The organism is Paenibacillus xinjiangensis, from assembly GCF_059686975.1.
The window spans coordinates 163,906-182,061 of the sequence record NZ_JCAALS010000012.1 but is presented as its reverse complement, the minus strand read 5'-3'; the positions used below and the strand labels follow the sequence as shown (position 1 = coordinate 182,061).

Genomic DNA, 18,156 nt, shown 5'->3' with positions numbered 1-18,156 from the left:
GCCTGAGAGAATACCATTAGAGCCCAAATCCTTTACCCGTATGACATAGTTCCACCCTTTGCGTTCAATATGCGCAAAATTGTTATAACTTTCATAACCCCGATCGGAAATTACAATGGTTTTTCCCTTGATGCAGGATCGGTCAACCATAGCCGCCAGTGCCTTTCGCTCATTATTTAACCTTCGTGGTTGAACAATCGCATCCACGTAAAGTCTGTTGCAAAGGTCGTAGACTGCGTTCAAATGCAAAAGGTTGTAGCCTCTTGCGTCCGGTTGACTTTGAAAATAGGTATCTGTATCCGCAGGGTCAGTGGCGAAATGCAAATCCGAACCGTCAATGGCAAGTAACCGATACCCTCGGTAGCGCTTGAGATCCGTATGCGATTGCGTAAATTTGTGAAACAAGAACTCCACAGCAGACGGCAGAATCTTATTCCTCTGTTGCACAAAAGCAGATGTGGTTGCTGTGTTAGCGTCATAGCCTTGCGATTCCAAGAGTTCCTTGTATAAGCTGTTACCTCCCATAGAGATCAGGAGCTGCATAACCGTTTCAAAGGGCAGCTTTTTCTTTCGAGTAAAATCTTTTTCAGGGTTTTTGACATAAGGTGCTGGTGTCGCTGACATTTCTCGAATGAGGGATGTCAGCTTTTGTTTTAGAGAACTCGCGTAAGCATTCATGGTTGAAAACCTCCTTGTTTTTTCAAGGGGCTTCGCCACACATTTTCAACTGCTTGTCAAGTTTTTTCACTCTTTTTCACGCAAAAAAAGAGCAGGCTATCTTTCGATAACCTGCTCTTTTACATAGTTATTTGGTTCAGCACCTTAACTTAATGACATTGGCCCATTAGGACAGCCTTCGCTTCATTCAAGCTTACTCCATTATATATGCCATAAGAAGCGCTGCCGTATTCACAATCGCTTGCGTATGCGTCCGTTCCATGCCATGCGAAGCATGAACCCCAGGTCCGATCAGAGCTGCTCGAACGTTGCTGCCGCCTCTTAATGCTGCCGAAGCATCGGAGCCATATTGCGGATAGATATCCACGGCATACGGCAGCTGATGCTGCTTGGCTAGCTCAATAAGCTTCGAGGTCATCTCATAATCATAGGGTCCCGATGAATCCTTGGCACAGATGGATACATCAAGCTCAGTCGTCGATAAGTCGTCACCGATCGCTCCCATATCTACTGCAATCAATTCTGTAATATCCGGAGGCATATAGGAATTGCCATGTCCAACTTCCTCATAGGTAGAGAAAATTAGCTTAATCGTACGGCTAGGACGTTTATTCTCTCTTTTCAGCCATTCCAACAAGCCGAAGAGTGCTGCTACACTCGCCTTATCGTCTAGATGACGGGATTTAATCCAGCCATTAGGCAGCATTCGCGTACGCGGGTCCCATGATACGATATCACCAACGGAGATTCCAAGTGCCAGCGTCTCCTCTTGGTTAGTGACGGATTCATCAATTCGAATCTCCATGTTCGCTTCTTCCCGCTTGAAGTCCTTCGCATCTGGATACACATGAACGGACGTTCTCGAAGACAGAACGGTTCCCTCGTATTGACGGCCATCCCGTGTATGAATGATGCAATATTCATTCTCTACGGTATGCATCGCATAACCACCGATAGAGGTAACTCGGAGCATGCCATTTGGTTTAATTGAACGAACCATTGCACCAAGCGTATCCACATGTGCGGTCAGCCCGAGTGTCCCAGCCGCAGCATCTGCCCCTTCTATCGTAATGATTCCATTGCCTTTGGGCGTCCGCTCTACGTTATACCCTAGCCTCGCAGCTTCTTCTTCAATCCGCTTCATGATGTCCATACAATAGCCGCTTGGACTAGGGATTTGTAGAAGTGTATGTAGAAAGGTCTTCATGTAGGGTGTATCCAGCTGTGCATTCAAAGCGATTGTCATCATTGACCTCTCCTTATTCAATCTATTTTTTGTGCTTGGCATAGGCTCGATTATGAAAATTCTCGATCGTACGGAACAGCTTGCGTTCATTATCCGGCCAATCGGACCTCTCATCGAGTCTCATATACATCGCCTGATACGGCTCTGGTACCCAGATATATTGATGGACATAATCCATTAGAGTAAAGCCGCAGTGTTGCCAGAACTGGATACGCTTCTTGTTGACTGGAGTGTCTTCCGACTCCACCTCAATAACGATCCCTTCGAGCTTCTTCTCTTGCAGAGCCCATTGCTTGATGGCATTCACGAAGATACGGCCAATATCATTCCCGCGCAGGCTCTCCCGAACAGTAAGATAATCAATAATGAGCAGCCTGCCTCCTCCGGTTATTCCAGTAATGGCCATAGCAATTACCTCGTCCTCTTGTGTCGCCAGCTGTAATTGGCTTATTCCTCTGGCGAACATCCCTGTCACAATGGAATCTGCTTTTCTGCCTTCTACTGGGAAGGCTTGATCATACAAGGCTTTGGCTAGTGGCCATAGCTTATTGTCGAGCTGCTCAAGTGTGATGAACGGCATTCCTAATCCTACTTTCCTACAATAAGCTGAACCTACTTAGTTTACCACATCTGCCCATCGCCATCCTTTGTTACTTCTGAACATGTTGACGTTCTACCCATTATTCAGTATGTTAAGGAAATTGATAGAGTTCTAATGAAGCACGAGGGAGCAATTAATATCATGACAACTTATTTGATCAGAGCAATGAAATGGCTGTTGCTAGCGGGCATAGTAGGCTTATTAACAGGTAGTGCCTCCGCATTATTTCTAGCTAGTCTCGATGAAGTTACGCAGTGGCGCATGTCGCATTCCTGGCTGCTATGGCTGCTTCCATTCGGGGGCGCATTAGTCAGTTATTTGTATATGACATACGGAAAAGATGCGGCCAGAGGAAATAATCTCCTACTCGACCGCATCTATGATGGGAACGGCTCCATTCCACTTCGGATGGCACCGCTCGTTCTATTCGGAACATTAGTTACGCATGTATTCGGCGGCTCTGCTGGCCGGGAGGGCACTGCAGTCCAGATTGCCGGGAGCCTGTCAGATGGAATAGGTAATCTGTTCAAGCTGGACGCAGCGAGCCGGAAGCTCATCATCATGTGTGGCATAAGTAGTGGCTTCGGCTCCGTCTTCGGCACTCCAATAGCAGGAGCAGTGTTCGGTGTTGAAGTTGTCGCACTGGGATTATTGAGCTATAGAGCTCTCCTGCCTTGTCTTATTGCCAGTGTGATTGCACATTATGTCACACTGGCATGGGGCATTCATCATCATTCTTACTCGCTTGGCATCGTTCCTAATGTAAGTACCATAACGGTGTTGAAAGTGATTGCAGCTGCTGTACTATTCGGACTAGCGGCGTTATTGTTCGTTACTCTCACCCATAAGCTGAAGGCATGGCTATCGAAGCTCATCCCCAATCTGATGCTAAGAAGCTTCGCAGGCGGCATGGTCATTATTGCTCTAGTCTTAGCCCTTGGCACCCGTGAATATCTAGGTCTTGGCCTTCCACTTATGGAGAGAGCGTTCGACGAGTCTGTATCTCCCCTTGCCTTCCTGCTCAAAACCTTATTTACATCGATCACATTAGGCTCGGGCTTTCAAGGCGGAGAGGTTACTCCCCTATTCGTCATTGGCTCGACTCTTGGCAGCGCTCTTGCCGATATGCTATCGATATCTGTGCCGTTGCTTGCTGGTATTGGTCTTATTGCCGTATTCAGCGGAGCAACTAACACCCCAGTAACCAGCTTTATTATGGGAATGGAGCTGTTCGGCTTGCAAGGAGCAGGAATCGTCTATATGTTCATTGGTTGTCTGGTCAGCTACCTATGCTCGGGCTACTCAGGAATCTATTCCTCGCAGAAGCCTCGGGTTCTATTTAGAAGAAGAATAAATAAATAACAGCTGCCAGTACGATGCGATAAATCGCGAACGGAATCAGCTTCACTCGATTGATGAGCTTCAAGAAGAAGCGGATAGAAATAAGAGCTACAACGAATGCGCTCAGGAAGCCCGCAATGAAGAATGGCAGTGCATCCATGGTGAAGTACTCCAGGTTCTTCACCAATGAGATGAGACTTGCGCCGAACATGATTGGTACGGCCATGATGAACGTGAAGTCAGCCGCGGCGCGGTGGCTCATCCCAAGCAGAACACCGCCCGATATCGTAGAGCCTGACCGGGAGAAGCCTGGCCATAAGGAGAAGCACTGGATGAGGCCAACCGAGAAGGCCTGCTTATACGTAATTTGGTCAACTGTCTCGATCTTAGGTGTCTTAGGTCTTAGCAAATCTGCAAGAATCATGAAGACAGCACCGATAACCAAGCCAATCAATACCGTTGAAGTCGAGAATAAATACTCATCGATATAGTCCTCAGTCAACAGCCCTAATACGCCTGCTGGGATAAGTCCTACAATGACCTGAGACAGCTTCAGACGTCCCTGTGTCCCGCCGCCATCAGCAGCTCCGCTGCCTTTTCCGCTGCGTCCAAGCCGATTAAGGCCTAACAGATCTATGAAACGCTGGCGGAACACGATCAGCACCGCCAGAATCGATCCAAGCTGAATCACTACCTTGAACGTATTCGCTACATACTTCGTTAGAAATTCCTCTGATTTCAACCACATATCATCAACGATTACCATATGTCCTGTCGAAGATACAGGCGCAAACTCTGTTAGTCCTTCTACAATTCCTAATATAATTGCTTTTAATAATTCAATGAAATCCATTGTCGCTTTTCCCCTTCATTACACTAATCAATTATGATGAACGCGTACGTGTTTTTCTTATAAATAAGATCAAGCCTGCTACAATGCCTATTCCGATAATAGCGTAAGCGATCGATGAATATACGTCCATAAAAGCTACAATGGATTCCCAAGAGTCTCCCACTGCTGCGCCTACACATACAAGAATAATATTCCAGATGAGTGTTCCAACGGTTGTATACAGCAGGAATAGCGAGAACCGCATACGGTTCATCCCAGCTGGGATGGATATGAGACTGCGAATGAGCGGAACCATACGACAGAATAGAACCGTCCAATAGCCATACTTGCTGAACCACGCATTCGCTTTGTGAATGTCTTCCCTCTTCACTCGCAGCAGCTTGCCCCAGCGATCCACAATCTTCTCAAGACGCGGCACATCGAGCAATCTTCCAATGCCATACAGAATGACTGCACCAAAGACGGAGCCTGCGGTTGCTACCGCTATTACACCGGGAATGGTAAGGGCTGTGTAGGTTGTCATAAAGCCGCCGAACGTCAGAATAACCTCTGATGGAATAGGCGGGAATACATTCTCGATTGCGATCATCAAGAAGATACCGAAGTAACCGAACTGCTCCATCAAATCCGTAATCCAATTTTCCATGATAATCTCCTTCAGGCTATGAATGATTTAGAACATACGTTTTCTTAGATTGCGCAAATACCTCTGGCGAATGAAGTAGAAATAGAGAATTTGAACAACTAGAAAGCTAATGAGGACAATGCCAAGCTCTGCAGCAATGGATAAGTAGAACAACGTCTGTAGTGCCGCGAATGCGAATAAGCTATGAATCACAGCGACGATGATCGGTACGAAGAATAGAATAGCCAGCTGCCGTGTTACGATGCGGCTGAGCTCCTTCTCTGTTAGTCCAACCTTGGCAATAATCGCGAATTGACGATGATCATAGTCTAGATCCGCGTACAACCGGAAGTATAGGAAGCTTCCCGCTCCAATGAAGAACACGGCTCCTAGCAGCAAGGAAATGAGCAGCATCATGCTGTATAGGCTTTTTTGAACCAAATAGAGGGTCCCGCTCACTGTAATCGCATACGGCTTATTCGAATCATATCTCATAAGCCCCTCCTCTGCGAGGGAAGCCGCTACTCCTGCTGTCGCTAGAAAATCTTGTACATAATAGCCTGTGTAATGATCCAGCTTCACTGGCTCATGAAGCTTATTGAACAACGCGTCACTAACGACGAGTCCGCCAATCTCTGCCTGCGTCTCGATATGCAGCTCGGCAGACAAATAATCGGGCAGAGGAACATGCTCGGTATAACCTATCTCCTGAATAACGATGCTTGGATCGGAATGAAGCGTATAGCTTTCTTTGGGTCTAACTCCAATGTAGCTCTTCCCTCTCTGTGAGGTCAGAATGACTAATGCGTCATTAGCAGTTAGAGGCACCTCATGGATGCTTCTGCCCGCCGCTTGGATGGCCTGAATATAATCAGAGAAGGAGATGATTGGGAGCTCTTCCGCTTTGTCTGATGCTCTCGATACGGTGACGTCGATGTACTTAATCGGTATCGTCTGAACGACAAATGGAAGATTCCTTGCTGCCAGATCACTCTCTATAAGCGCCAAATGCTCCTTCTGGACGGTGCTCCCCTGCTTCGCCAGATAACCAACGGCTGCCGGATAATCTTCCTGGAACGACCTCATGAGTGTGTTCACTGATGCAAAGACGCCAACAGAACAGAAAGAAACCGTTGAAATAATCGTGACCATGAAGAACATCCTCGCATGATCCTTGAACCTGTAAGCAAGGCTCGAGACGGTGATGACATTCGTCCGGTTCCAGAACAATCTCCGGTAACGTTTCATCAGCAGAAGAATAAAGCCGCTCAGCTGCGTATAGAAGAAATAGGTTCCTACGATGGTCATCACAATGACCGGAAGCATTCGAATATACACAGTCGTCACCGTAGTAGTAGCTGCCAGATAATAGCTCAGTGCCAGGAACACAGCTGCAAGCAGCGACAGCCTAATTGAGACATTGGGATTCGACTTGGACTTCTGGCCCGACTGAATAAGCTCCACTAGTCTGCTTGTGCTAATTGGCTTAGCTGAGAAGATCGATATGATGAGAAACAGGAAGATGAATGAGCCTGCTGTCCATACAAGAGACTGCCAAGATACGTACAAAGGAATGGATGCCATCCCCAGGAATGATGAGCTGATCATTAGGAACAGCTTCCCAGTGAGCAGACCTGCCAAGATTCCGGATATGATGGCCGCGACGCCTATAATCATATTCTCCCAGAAGATCAGCTGGTCCAGCTGCTTCTTGCTCATGCCATGCAGCATATAGATACCGAACTCACGCTTCCGATTGTTCAAGAACGAACGGACCGAATAGAGAACGAAGAAGAATGCGAACAAATACATGATGCATTCCGCAACGATCATCAGTTGAACCGCGCTTCTTACGACTAACCCTTCCCTTATGATGGGATTGAAAATAAATAGCGCGCAGACGAAGAAGATCATAACCGAGAAGGAGCTGCTTACCAGATAGGCCGCATAGATCCTCTTGTTGCGGATGACATTTCTATAAGCGAACTGACGAAAGGTCACGGGTGTCTCCTCCAAGCAGCGACAGCATATCGATAATTTTCTGGAAGAAGCTCTGCCTGTTATCGCCTCGATACATCTCGTTATAGAGCTTACCATCCTTCAAGAAGATCACACGGCTGCAATAGCTCGCTGCGACTGCATCATGCGTGACCATTAAGGCCGTCATCCCCTCCAGCGTGTTCATCGTTGATAATAGCTCCATCACATCATTAGCTGCCTTGGAATCCAGATTGCCAGTTGGCTCATCTGCCAAGAGAAGTGAAGGCTTATGAATGATAGCTCTTGCTATAGCGGTACGCTGCATTTGTCCTCCCGATAACTCATTGGGATACTGATGGCGAATGGAGGCGATTCCCAGTTTATCTACAATCTCTTGCAGCCGGCTATCTGTCTCCTTCACTGATCGACCATCCAGAATGAGCGGAAGAGCGATATTCTCATCCACCGTCAACGTGTCGAGGAGATTGAATTGCTGGAAGACGAAGCCCAGCTCTCTTCGACGGAACAAGGCGGTATGATCCCTATTCTGATCGTGTGGATTGCTGCCATTAACAAGAATCTCACCAGCTGTCGGCTCATCAATCGTCGCAATCATGTTGAGCAGGGTTGTTTTGCCGCTGCCCGAGGGTCCCATAATGCCTACGAACTCCCCGGCTGCGACGGAGAAATGCACATGATCGAGCGCTTTCCGTGCGACCTTCCCTTCATAAATTTTGGACAAATGTCTCACATCAAGTACAGACAAAGCTCTCTGCCTCCGCTCTATTGTTGGTTTAATTATATCGAAGCCGCTACTTGCCAATCTATCGCTCAGACTTACAGTTATCTTACATCGTTGTAAGCTTCACACGAACAGTCGTACCAACGCCTGGCTCCGATTCCAGCTCAACCGTATGTCCGAGCTTATCGCAAATTTGCTTAACCAGATACAACCCCATGCCTGTTGATTCCTCATGCGCTCTGCCATTCTCACCTGTAAAATAAGCATCGAACACTCTCGCCTGATCACTCCTCGAGATGCCTATACCTTCATCCTTAATTTCCAGTACAGCTGTTTGTGTCCCCTCTTTATAACCGCGGAAGTATACTTTGCGATCCTTGTGGTCAGTGACGGAGGCTGAATAGCGTACGGCATTGGTAATGAGCTGTGTGATCATAAAAGAAAGCCATTTCTCATCAGATGCAATCGTTAGATCACTATCGATCTGAATGTGCGGGAACACGCCGCTGCGGATGAATAACCGCTTCTGACTCGAAGTCACTTGGCGGACAACTGCTTCGAGCTGGAGAGTCTCGACATAGAAATCCCGTTCAAATGAGTCGAGGCGCGCTGTATATAGGACGGTCTCCAACCCTTTCTTAAGCCGATCCAATTCATCCCCAATGGCACTCGATTTGGTGTCATCGTCATGCTGGATAAGCAGATGGATAACGGACAGTGGTGTTTTCATCTGATGAACCCATTGGTTAATGAATTGAATATGCTCTTCAATACGATGCTTATAATGAAGCAAGTCCGATTGGTAGAGGCGGAATTGACTCTTGAGGAGCTTCTGCAAGCTCTCGGCTAACGGGGTTTGCTGGGTGCTGCCAGAGAAGGACTCAGCCGCAGTCAGCGGCTCCTCCAGCCTTGCGTAGAATGTTCGGTTCGATATGTAGCGGTAGATGAGATAGACAGCTAATAAGCTGCCGCTTAACAACGACGCATAGAGGCTGACTGCCAAATGGCGATAGCCGTCGAGCCAGTAGACCATTGTGACGACTAGCAGCTGCAAGAGGTAGATCAGGAGCAGAGGCGTTTGCTCGCGTAAAAAAAGCTTCATTGCGTCCCCTCCCAATTGGAATGGAGTCGGTACCCTTGTCCTCGAATCGTCTGGATTGCTTCTTCAATAGCTAGTGTGGACAGCTTCTTGCGAACTCGAGTGACATATACATTGAGTGTATTATCATCAACGAAGGCTTGGTCATCCCATATTCGCTCGAGCAGCCTGTCACGGCTAACCACTTGACCCGCTTTTTTCATTAGCTCATCCATAATCTTGACCTCCGTGAAGCTAAGCTCGATCTCGGTCCCCTCTAAGGTAAGAGTAAGCCTGTCTATATCTAATGCTAGACCCGCGACTGTCACCATACGCTCGTTAGACTGCGCTGAATAGCTTCCATAGGCACGACGAAGCAAGCTGTTAATCTTGGCCGTCACAATCTCATAATCGAATGGCTTCGTGATATAGTCGTCTGCTCCGTTCTCCAAGGCCATCACTTGCTCCATCTTGCCTTCCCTTGCTGAGATGAATAGGATCGGGCAGGTTGATACGCTGCGAATCTGCCTGCACCAGTAATAGCCGTCGAACTTTGGAAGATTAACATCCATAATTACAAGGTGAGGCGCGATCTGCTCGAACTGCTGCTTCACCTCATTGAAATCCTCTACGTGGTGTGTCTCATAGCCAAATTTATTGAGATGCTCCTCCATTAACCGGACAAGCCCTTTATCGTCTTCAACAAGCATTAATTTGAACATAGGATTGGTACCTCCATACTCTGAACTCTCATTCATTTAGGAATGATTATGTTCTTTATTATTCACGATTAATCGCGCATTCGCAACAATTGCAGGGTCAGCGGGCTTTTGTCACGGATAGGCAGCTGGCGCCATAGACTATTGTAAACAGCAAACAGCCGTGAACAGAAGGTTCACGGCTGCCTTATACATGCGCTGTTAAGCGCCGAATCTTTGTCTGTAGCCGCATTTGCGGCAGAGCTCTTCGACTGCCTCTCTTCTGGAGAAGCCATCTACGAGATTATTCGCTCGTTCGCTCTCTATGATGTCTGAGAACGGTGTGTGGTTGATATTGCCTAGGTTAATGACGCCCTCACCGTCCAGGCAGCATGGCACGACTGTTCCATCCACCAGTATGCCCGCCTGATTGCGCAGACCGTGGCAGAAGCCTTTGCCATCGTCTTCCTTCGCGTTCAAGTCCGGCCATTGGAACTCGAAATCTTGATTCAGATAGACACGCTCTGCGATCTTGAGCCCTTTGCCTGGAGATACTCTCTCTTCAATCCGGTAGTCGAGATCGAATTCACTCTCGATAGCGCTGAGCATCTCACGGTTACGATTCTTCTCGGCGTTAGTCGCATTGTCTTGATCCAGATTCCACAGTCGCAGCGATATAATCATATTCGTCTTCTCAATAGCCTCTCTCACGAATGATAGAACGCTGCCAACATACCCTTCCTTATCCGTTGAGCCCTCATGACCATCGAAGCTGTGCAGCGAGAAGTTCATCTGGCGGATGGCTGGCTTCGTGAGCAGCTTCTCCCTTGTTTTGTGAAGGAGCGTTCCGTTTGTTGTAATGTTCACCTTGAAGCCGCGCTCGTGGCTTAAGTCCAGCAAATCGCCGATCTTCGGGTGGAGCAGCGGCTCGCCTTTGAGATGGAAGTAAATATAATCGGTATGTGGTTTGATCTGATCTAATCGTTTCGTGAAATCATCTATCTTGATGAAATTAGCTTGACGCTTTGTCTGCGGACAAAAAGAGCATGCCAGATTGCATACGCTTGTAATTTCAATATAGAACTTTTTGAATTTCTTCATCCGTAAGTGCTCCATTCTGATCCTAACTATAGTCTGTCGTACATTATACCACTAATTAGGACCAGTTAGATTGTGATAATGATTATCACGAAGGGAGTTTGCTATATCAACCATGTTCATGCACAATCAAGGAGTAGCTGGAGTGCTATGCAGTGTTATGGGTGGAGAAGTGTACATCATTCAGTACCTGTATGCTTCGCAATTCGCCACCTTCCATTATTCCTTTCAAGAAATCGCAGATATTCTCCCCTATCCAGGCTGTCAGTAAGCCAATTATAAAAGGCAGCGCAGAGCATTACGATCATGCTCCACACTGCCTTCTCTATTGGTTACCCCATAATGGATAGAATGAATAATTATTGCTCTTTGACTGCCGAACGATCTACAGCTGCTTCCATTCCTTCTGTATAAGAGCGGAACAGGCCTAACCGCCAGAATGCTGCGCCCTTCAAATCATAGCGCTTGGCAAGACCAAGCTTATCGTCAATAGAGCCCGGCGTTTCACTGCTCATATCAATGCCTAGCAGCAGCTTGCTCTTCGGCACTCCCGCTTCAAGTGTCTGCTGAATTGCAGCGTTCACCAAGCTGTTCGGTTCAGGAACCTGTGACGCAGTGCCCGCAGGGTTATACTGATACGCCATGAGAACAAGATCATCCGCGATAGAAGCCAATGTTTTGTAATCATAGCCCTGATAAGCACTATTCGGAGGCGGTACGGCAAGAGATAGCGCTGTTCCTTCCGGCAGGCCTGCCTTCAGAAGCTTTACATAATCATTAAGCAGCTTCCGCTGTTCTTCTTTATCCAGCTTGAAGCCTAAGCCCTCGAAATCAAGCATGACGCCTCCGAAGCCATTATCTGTTACAGCAGCTGCAATACCTGCTATTGATTCCGCGCGTAACGATTCTGAGCTCAGCATCTTGGTGAGCTCTCCTTGCCCATCGAGTGAATACACCATCAGATAGGGCTTCACACCCTGATCAGATGCATCCGATACCAAGGATTGTGCCGTTATTTCTCCAGATGGAGCGGGAATTTTATATTCAGAGCCACTAAGCGTGAACTTGCCATCTCTATCGATTCTGCTCCAGCCGAAGGCGACCGAATTCATGGAATCTATCAAATCCTTCTCTTTGAAAGATTCGAGCGCATAGAAAGCACGCAAATGCATTTCTCTCTGAGGCGATACGATTGTAACCGTACTCGTCACTTGATTCCAGCCGACTTGCGCTCCGAACTGTGTACTGAAGAAGCTTAGCGGTATAAGCACTCTATTGCTTGTCATCTTCGGTGCCGCAGGCAGCTTAAGCTTCGCTCCATTAACGTCTGCAGTAAGGCTGCCGATCTTAAGGATGACTACGACTGGCTTGCCATCACGTTCGCCTGTTGCCTTGACCGTCTGTGTCTGGTTGTCCCAAATGACTGTAATTCCGAGCGCTTCCCCAATCGTTCGGAACGGTACGAATGTGACTCCCTTCGTTACCATTGGTGCTGCATCGAAGGCCAAGGGCACATCATCGAGCAATATAGTAACCTTGGATTCCGCATGCGCCCTTCCATCGTATATGCCCGTTGTTAGAATAGCTGCAGCAAGCATAGCTGCAGCTGCTTTCGTTCCCCATTTGTTCATCGTGGTCTCTCCCTCTTGTTCTTGTATGGCATCATAGTTAATAGAGTAGAATAGCACTCGCCTATTATAGCAATAATATTGTAATAGATACAAATTTCTGGATCTCAATTGATTGACTTTAAATGGCAGAACTGATACCATGTGGGCGTATTATAGAGCATCATCCCGGTTAAAGGAGCCAACAGCTGTATGGATATGACTTCATTGTTTCTGCTTGGCTTGGGTGCGCTCGGCATTATTAGCAGCAACTCTGCCGTAGCGATTGCCACCCTCCTACTTGTACTGCTGCGCGTGACGAACCTGCATCAGCTATTCCCTTGGATTGAGAAGAATGGCTTAACGATTGGTATTATTGTTCTGACAATCGGTGTTATGGCACCGCTGGCAAGCGGCAAATACAGCATGTCGATGATTGGTTCGCTATTCCTGCATTGGAAGTCACTGCTTGCGATTGTCATTGGCGTACTTGTCGCATACCTAGGTGGCAGAGGCGTTACGCTTATGACCTCTCAGCCAACCATTGTTGCAGGCCTGCTCATCGGCACTGTGATTGGTGTTGCCTTGTTCAAGGGCGTGCCTGTTGGACCGCTCATTGCAGCTGGCATTTTATCCTTGTTAATTGGAAAAGGTTAGGCCTCACTCTGAGCAAAAATAAGGGCTATCCCATATGGTCTTAGACCATTAGGGATAGCCCTTATTTGCTCAGCTCTATATCTAACTGCTCACGCAATACTTGGGTTCCTTGCTTAGTAATATGAACAGCTCGGCCTTTCTCTGCTCTCTTAATCCATCCTTAATCCAAAAAACGAATCACGATCGCAGATCCCAGCCAACCAGCCATATGATAACGTCTTTCACTCCAGTCAAGACAAGGCTTCGCAAACACTCTTTTGCTCTTATCTGCCTCTTCGATACGGATGCCTAGTTGAGTAAACCATTGCTTCCCAAGCTCCGTTATTACGTAGCGTCCTTCCTCTAGATAGAGATATGTCCTGTCTAGCAGCGCCTCTGTTAATTTCACGCCAAGCTCGCCTGCCAAATGGTCATAACAAGTTCTGGCATGACGAATCTTCTTCAGTTCATCCGATTGGCGCAAGGAACGAACGATCACTGGAGGAGCGATAGTCCCTAGTTTTTCGATAACCTCTGCAATCTCTGCACTAGCTAGACGGTAATAACGATGTCTGCCATGCTGTTCTGTAATGATTAAATGACCCTCCACTAATTTGGATAAATGAGAACTGATCGTTGGATTTGATACTTTGGCCCTATAAGCCAGTTCACTAGCAGGCAAAGCCTGACCATTCATTAAACTATCCAGAATGATCGCTCTTGCAGGCTCAGCAATTAGTTTTGCGATATAAGAAATATTCGGATATACATTCATATTTCGATGATACCCTAATGTTATTTGTATTACAATTGCCCTCTAACGACTAACAAGGAGGACATTACTATGAATGCAACTAGACTTAGTGTATTGAATTTAGAGGAAACGCGTAGACGCTCCATTAAGCTGTGGAGTTCACTTCCTGAGGGCTGGATCCATTGGCGACCGGATAAAGAAGCGATGTCCTTCGGGGAAATGATCAGGCATGTATGGAGCGGCAGCTTTCATTATCATGCTATTTTACAAAACAAAGGATCCTTGCAAATAGAAGCTCCTGCTCCGTTTGACGATGAACCCATCCTTTCTGTAGAGAAAGAAATTGAATTATCACAGGCATACTTTGAACCATTTATTCTATACGTGAAGTCCCTCACGAGTGAAGAACTAGAATCAACACTGATCGACCGTAGTAATATTGGCTATCAGCGGTATTTGGGAGACATGCTGCTGCGAATTGCCTATCATGATGCCGTTCATACAGGCCAGTTTTTACAATACTTGCGAATAGCCGGATTAGACAGACCCCAGATATGGGACTAAACCAAAAAGAGAAACGAATCTAAGTTCTAGATCCGTTTCTCTTGTCTCGATTACATGTTCAGATTCCGCTGCATGTTATAATAAATGCCTTCCTGAGCCATTAACTTATCATGTGTGCCTTGCTCAGCTATCCCGCCTTTGTCAATTACGAGAATGTTGTCTGCATTCTGAATCGTAGATAACCGGTGAGCAATGATGAAGCTTGTTCTCCCCTTCATCATCTCCAGCATAGCCTTCTGAATGCGAAGCTCGGTTCGAGTGTCGATGCTGCTGGTGGCCTCGTCCAGAATCAGTATAGACGGGTTAGCTAGCATCGTTCGGGCGATCGCCAGCAGCTGCCTTTGCCCTTGGCTCAGATTTCCTCCGTTCTCTGTAAGGGGAGTATCATATTTCAGTGGCAGTCTTCTAATGAAGCCGTCCGCACCCGCCATTATAGCTGCTGCTCGTACCTCTTCATCAGAAGCATCCGGCTTGCCGTATCTCATATTGTCCTTCACCGTACCAGAGAACAGATAAGTATCCTGGAGCACGATTCCAAAAGCACGCCGCAGACTGTCTCTTGTATATTGCTGAATATCGCGATTATCTATCGATATCGTTCCATCTGTTGCATCATAGAATCTGGTCAACAAATTAATGACGGTCGTTTTACCTGCTCCAGTCGGTCCTACGAGTGCAGTGCTGCTGCCAGCCGCTGCCGTGAAGCTTATTCCTTTCAGAATCTGTACATCTTCTCTATATCCGAACTGAACATGATCGAAGGACACCTCCCCTTTCGGGTTAGTCAATTGTACAGCATTCGCAGGATCTGGTATTTCCTCGCGTTCGTCGATGACCTCGAATACTCTCTCCGCACCGGCAATGCCTGATTGCAGTACATTATATACGTTCGCCAGATCATTAAGCGGTCTGACGAACTGCCGGGAATAGCTGAGAAAGCTAGCAATAACCCCGACTGTAATCATGCCTTTGACCGCCATGATCCCGCCTGCTATAGCTACAGCAGTAAAGCCGATATTGTTAATCACACCAAGGAGCGGCATCAAGAAGCCTGACCATATTTGCGCTTTTGTCCCTACTTTGATTAGCTCTGTATTTACTTCTCGGAATTCTGTAACCGCAGTCTTCTCATAATTAAAGGCTTGGACCACGGTGAAGCCAGAGATTGTCTCCTCAATCTGACCGTTAAGCTTGCCGATCTGTACTTGCTGAGCTTTGAACAGCAGCCGAGTACGCTTCGTAATGGTACTGGCTAACAAATAGACGAGCGGGACGGTTATAAGACTCGCTAGCGTCATGAGCGGACTAAGGATGAGCATCATCACAAGTGAGCCTATTATCATGATGAATCCTGACATGAGCTGTGTCGCCGTCTGTGATACGGAGGTGCTCACATTGTCGATATCATTGGATAGTCTACTCATTAACTCACCATGTCTCCGAGTGTCGAAGTAAACGAGCGGGAGCTTCTGCAGCTTGGCGAACAACGCTAAGCGCAAGCGACTGACCACACGCTGAGAGATGCCTGCCATCAGCCAGCCTTGCAGCAATGAGAACACTGCGTCACCCAAATAAGCAGCAATCAGTGCAAACAATATGATATGCAGCAGCTTGAAATCGACACTATTGGCCCCATCTACCATCGCATTCACACCTACGCCAATTAAGTAGGGTCCTAGAAGTGCAACGGCTGAGCCGATGAGAATGAAGCCGAACACAACAGAAAGACGGATGCGCTCTTCGCCCATATAGCTCCACAGACGAAGCAAGGTTCCTTTGAAGTCCTTGGGCTTCGCCTTAGCATCTCCTCGTGGAGTGCGTCCCCCTATTCCTCCCATGGCAGTGCCCGCAGCTCGGCTGGCTTGCTCTTGATTAGATGAAGAAGCCTCTTTATCCTGCTGAGACATGGCTGCCAACCTCCTTACCGATCTGAGAACGATAGATTTCCTGATAGACAGAGCAATCCTGGAGCAATTGCTCATGATTGCCAACACCTGCAATTTCACCGTCATCCAGCACGATAATGGTATTCGCATCTTTTACAGAGGAAATTCGCTGTGCAATGAGCAGACAGGTCATATCGTCCGCATACTGATGAATCGCTCGCTTAATCGAAGCTTCCGTTGCACTGTCCAGCGCACTCGTACAATCGTCCAGAATAAGAATATCGGGTCTTCGTACAAGCGCTCTTGCGATTGATACCCGCTGCTTCTGGCCGCCGGAGAAGTTGACTCCTCCTTGACCTAGCAATGTGTCATAGCCTTCTGGCAAAGTAGAGATAAACTCATGGGCAGAAGCCATCGTTGCAGCTTGTTGAACCTCCTCCATCGTAGCAGAAGGATTGCCTATTAGAATATTATCCAGAACTGTACCTGTGAACAGAATCGATTGCTGCGGTACGATGGCAATGTTGTCTCTAAGATAATGGGGGTCAAGCTCCCTGACATCAACACCATCTATCAAGAGTGTACCTGAGTTTGCATCATAGAACCTAGGAATCAGATTCACGAGGCTGCTCTTCCCTGCGCCAGTAGTGCCAATAATCGCTACCGTTTCACCCGGATTGCAGGTGAAGGATATCGACTTCAGTACATATTCTCCTTCTCCGCCACGATACCCGAAGCTAACCTTATCAAATGTAATGGTACCTAGCCGCTTGTGAGGCTGCTGCTTCTCGGCAGTATCCTGCCCAGTCATTCCATTGCTCACAGAGAGTACCTCTACAATTCTTCCATGAGACGCTCTGGCTCGAACGAACATATTGATTACCAACGTCATCGTCGTTAGTGAGAATAGAATTTGGGTCATATAGTTGACAAACGCTATAATATGACCCACCTGCATATGTCCTTGATCAACTCGTAAGCCGCCTAACCATAACACAGCGACAATTCCGAAGTTCATCGCGAGCGTTACACCTGGGCTAAATACAGACATGATTCGCTGTGCCTTGATTGAACGAGATTGGTAATCTTCATTAACGTCATTGAATTTATCGGTCTCATAGTCGAAGCGATTGAATGCTTTCACTACGCGTACACCGGATAAATACTCACGCATAATACCATTCAACCGATCGAGCGACTGCTGTACTTTTAGAAATAATGGAAACCCGATTCGCATATTAAGTACGATCAACAGCCCCACGATAGGAACAACAACCATCAATACCATGGATAGATAAGGGTTAAGTCGGAATGCCATCACGAAGCCCCCGATACAGAGGAGCGGAGCCTTCACAAATATCCGCATCATCCCATTCACGAAATTCTGCACCTGCGTCACATCATTCGTCAGCCTCGTGACGAGCGAAGCCTTATCAAGCCGGTCCATATTCTCGAAGGAAAGCTGTTGGATCTTCTCGAAGAGATCCTGCCTTAGCTCTCCTCCGAACCGCTGGGACACCCAGCTCGATACGACGTTCCGACTTGAGGCGGATATTGCACCTATAGCCGTTATGAACAGCATCCAGCCACCAAGCCGAAGTACGATATCCATATCGCTGTGTGCAACACCTTCATCGACGATTCGTGCCATAATGGTTGGCTGAAGCAGATCGACGATCGCCTCAATGGTCACAAGCATGACGGAGAAAGTGAAGAGCACGCCATATTTGCGAATATATTTCATCATGTAACGCACATCTACTACTCCC

The 18,156-nt window shown here is 47.3% G+C and carries 17 protein-coding genes and 1 pseudogene; 4 read left to right on the top strand and 14 right to left on the bottom strand.

Annotation, left to right across the window (positions count from 1 at the left end; genetic code table 11):
* From AC6ESP_RS14320 to AC6ESP_RS14310, 3 genes are all read right to left on the bottom strand, one after another.
* On the bottom strand, nt 1-678 hold a 678-nt coding region (locus tag AC6ESP_RS14320; protein ID WP_497097413.1), incomplete at its 3' end, for a transposase.
* Between the two features lie 193 nt (nt 679-871).
* Nucleotides 872-1,924: a M42 family metallopeptidase gene (locus AC6ESP_RS14315; protein ID WP_497097412.1), complete on the bottom strand. Its 1,053-nt coding sequence runs from the start codon at nt 1,922-1,924 to the stop codon at nt 872-874.
* A gap of 22 nt (nt 1,925-1,946) precedes the next feature.
* Nucleotides 1,947-2,504: a GNAT family N-acetyltransferase gene (locus AC6ESP_RS14310; RefSeq protein WP_497097411.1), complete on the bottom strand. Its 558-nt coding sequence runs from the start codon at nt 2,502-2,504 to the stop codon at nt 1,947-1,949.
* A gap of 162 nt (nt 2,505-2,666) precedes the next feature.
* Between AC6ESP_RS14310 and AC6ESP_RS14305 the strand changes: the two genes are divergently transcribed.
* Nucleotides 2,667-3,887, top strand: coding sequence for a voltage-gated chloride channel family protein (locus AC6ESP_RS14305; protein WP_497097410.1), 1,221 nt, complete (start codon nt 2,667-2,669; stop codon nt 3,885-3,887).
* Here AC6ESP_RS14305 and AC6ESP_RS14300 read toward each other — a convergent pair.
* From AC6ESP_RS14300 to AC6ESP_RS14270, 7 genes are all read right to left on the bottom strand, one after another.
* Nucleotides 3,865-4,719 (bottom strand): undecaprenyl-diphosphate phosphatase, encoded by an 855-nt coding sequence (locus AC6ESP_RS14300; protein WP_497097409.1) that lies wholly within the window; start codon nt 4,717-4,719, stop codon nt 3,865-3,867. The two genes, AC6ESP_RS14305 and AC6ESP_RS14300, sit on opposite strands and share 23 nt — an antisense overlap.
* Nucleotides 4,720-4,750: 31 nt before the next feature.
* Nucleotides 4,751-5,365, bottom strand: a complete 615-nt coding sequence (locus tag AC6ESP_RS14295; RefSeq protein WP_497097408.1) for a DedA family protein — start codon at nt 5,363-5,365, stop codon at nt 4,751-4,753.
* A 27-nt stretch (nt 5,366-5,392) separates the two neighbouring features.
* A complete protein-coding gene (locus AC6ESP_RS14290) occupies nt 5,393-7,345 on the bottom strand; it encodes an FtsX-like permease family protein (protein WP_497097407.1) in 1,953 nt (650 codons plus the stop codon).
* Nucleotides 7,320-8,090 carry an ABC transporter ATP-binding protein gene (locus AC6ESP_RS14285; RefSeq protein WP_497097406.1) on the bottom strand — a complete coding sequence of 257 codons (771 nt, stop codon included), beginning with the start codon at nt 8,088-8,090 and terminating at the stop codon, nt 7,320-7,322. Before AC6ESP_RS14285 ends, AC6ESP_RS14290 begins: the two co-directional genes overlap by 26 nt.
* An 82-nt stretch (nt 8,091-8,172) precedes the next feature.
* The gene (locus AC6ESP_RS14280; RefSeq protein WP_497097405.1) at nt 8,173-9,168 is read right to left on the bottom strand and encodes a sensor histidine kinase; all 996 of its coding nucleotides are present in this window, start codon (nt 9,166-9,168) and stop codon (nt 8,173-8,175) included.
* The gene (locus tag AC6ESP_RS14275; RefSeq protein WP_497097404.1) at nt 9,165-9,866 is read right to left on the bottom strand and encodes a response regulator transcription factor; all 702 of its coding nucleotides are present in this window, start codon (nt 9,864-9,866) and stop codon (nt 9,165-9,167) included. Before AC6ESP_RS14275 ends, AC6ESP_RS14280 begins: the two co-directional genes overlap by 4 nt.
* Nucleotides 9,867-10,064: 198 nt before the next feature.
* The gene (locus AC6ESP_RS14270) at nt 10,065-10,943 is read right to left on the bottom strand and encodes a radical SAM/SPASM domain-containing protein (protein ID WP_497097403.1); all 879 of its coding nucleotides are present in this window, start codon (nt 10,941-10,943) and stop codon (nt 10,065-10,067) included.
* A gap of 118 nt (nt 10,944-11,061) precedes the next feature.
* Between AC6ESP_RS14270 and AC6ESP_RS14265 the strand changes: the two genes are divergently transcribed.
* Nucleotides 11,062-11,211 carry a hypothetical protein gene (locus tag AC6ESP_RS14265; RefSeq protein ID WP_497097402.1) on the top strand — a complete coding sequence of 50 codons (150 nt, stop codon included), beginning with the start codon at nt 11,062-11,064 and terminating at the stop codon, nt 11,209-11,211.
* A gap of 88 nt (nt 11,212-11,299) precedes the next feature.
* Here AC6ESP_RS14265 and AC6ESP_RS14260 read toward each other — a convergent pair whose 3' ends face one another.
* Nucleotides 11,300-12,571: a stalk domain-containing protein gene (locus AC6ESP_RS14260; protein WP_497097401.1), complete on the bottom strand. Its 1,272-nt coding sequence runs from the start codon at nt 12,569-12,571 to the stop codon at nt 11,300-11,302.
* Between the two features lie 189 nt (nt 12,572-12,760).
* Between AC6ESP_RS14260 and AC6ESP_RS14255 the strand changes: the two genes are divergently transcribed.
* Nucleotides 12,761-13,204 (top strand): DUF441 domain-containing protein, encoded by a 444-nt coding sequence (locus AC6ESP_RS14255; RefSeq protein ID WP_497097400.1) that lies wholly within the window; start codon nt 12,761-12,763, stop codon nt 13,202-13,204.
* 61 nt (nt 13,205-13,265) lie between these two features.
* Here the strand turns inward: AC6ESP_RS14255 and AC6ESP_RS14250 are convergent.
* A pseudogene (locus AC6ESP_RS14250) lies at nt 13,266-13,958 on the bottom strand (ArsR/SmtB family transcription factor).
* 69 nt (nt 13,959-14,027) lie between these two features.
* Here AC6ESP_RS14250 and AC6ESP_RS14245 point away from each other — a divergent pair.
* Complete coding sequence (locus tag AC6ESP_RS14245; RefSeq protein WP_497097399.1) at nt 14,028-14,501, top strand: DinB family protein; 474 nt, start codon at nt 14,028-14,030, stop codon at nt 14,499-14,501.
* A gap of 50 nt (nt 14,502-14,551) precedes the next feature.
* On the opposite strand, the gene AC6ESP_RS14240 is transcribed toward AC6ESP_RS14245, so the two are convergent.
* Nucleotides 14,552-16,408 carry an ABC transporter ATP-binding protein gene (locus tag AC6ESP_RS14240; RefSeq protein WP_497097398.1) on the bottom strand — a complete coding sequence of 619 codons (1,857 nt, stop codon included), beginning with the start codon at nt 16,406-16,408 and terminating at the stop codon, nt 14,552-14,554.
* The gene (locus AC6ESP_RS14235) at nt 16,392-18,143 is read right to left on the bottom strand and encodes an ABC transporter ATP-binding protein (protein ID WP_497097397.1); all 1,752 of its coding nucleotides are present in this window, start codon (nt 18,141-18,143) and stop codon (nt 16,392-16,394) included. The genes AC6ESP_RS14240 and AC6ESP_RS14235 overlap by 17 nt, the downstream gene beginning before the upstream one ends.
* Between the last annotated feature and the right edge of the window lie 13 nt (nt 18,144-18,156).

What these genes read in the sequence shown, in the direction of transcription:
- AC6ESP_RS14315 (WP_497097412.1), bottom strand. Translation starts at nt 1,924, where the DNA reads ATGACAATCGCTTTGAATGCACAGCTGGATACACCCTACATGAAGACC.
- AC6ESP_RS14310 (WP_497097411.1), bottom strand. Translation starts at nt 2,504, where the DNA reads ATGCCGTTCATCACACTTGAGCAGCTCGACAATAAGCTATGGCCACTA.
- AC6ESP_RS14305 (WP_497097410.1), top strand. Translation starts at nt 2,667, where the DNA reads ATGACAACTTATTTGATCAGAGCAATGAAATGGCTGTTGCTAGCGGGC.
- AC6ESP_RS14300 (WP_497097409.1), bottom strand. Translation starts at nt 4,719, where the DNA reads ATGGATTTCATTGAATTATTAAAAGCAATTATATTAGGAATTGTAGAA.
- AC6ESP_RS14295 (WP_497097408.1), bottom strand. Translation starts at nt 5,365, where the DNA reads ATGGAAAATTGGATTACGGATTTGATGGAGCAGTTCGGTTACTTCGGT.
- AC6ESP_RS14280 (WP_497097405.1), bottom strand. Translation starts at nt 9,168, where the DNA reads ATGAAGCTTTTTTTACGCGAGCAAACGCCTCTGCTCCTGATCTACCTC.
- AC6ESP_RS14275 (WP_497097404.1), bottom strand. Translation starts at nt 9,866, where the DNA reads ATGTTCAAATTAATGCTTGTTGAAGACGATAAAGGGCTTGTCCGGTTA.
- AC6ESP_RS14270 (WP_497097403.1), bottom strand. Translation starts at nt 10,943, where the DNA reads ATGAAGAAATTCAAAAAGTTCTATATTGAAATTACAAGCGTATGCAAT.
- AC6ESP_RS14265 (WP_497097402.1), top strand. Translation starts at nt 11,062, where the DNA reads ATGCACAATCAAGGAGTAGCTGGAGTGCTATGCAGTGTTATGGGTGGA.
- AC6ESP_RS14260 (WP_497097401.1), bottom strand. Translation starts at nt 12,571, where the DNA reads ATGAACAAATGGGGAACGAAAGCAGCTGCAGCTATGCTTGCTGCAGCT.
- AC6ESP_RS14255 (WP_497097400.1), top strand. Translation starts at nt 12,761, where the DNA reads ATGGATATGACTTCATTGTTTCTGCTTGGCTTGGGTGCGCTCGGCATT.
- AC6ESP_RS14245 (WP_497097399.1), top strand. Translation starts at nt 14,028, where the DNA reads ATGAATGCAACTAGACTTAGTGTATTGAATTTAGAGGAAACGCGTAGA.
- AC6ESP_RS14240 (WP_497097398.1), bottom strand. Translation starts at nt 16,408, where the DNA reads ATGTCTCAGCAGGATAAAGAGGCTTCTTCATCTAATCAAGAGCAAGCC.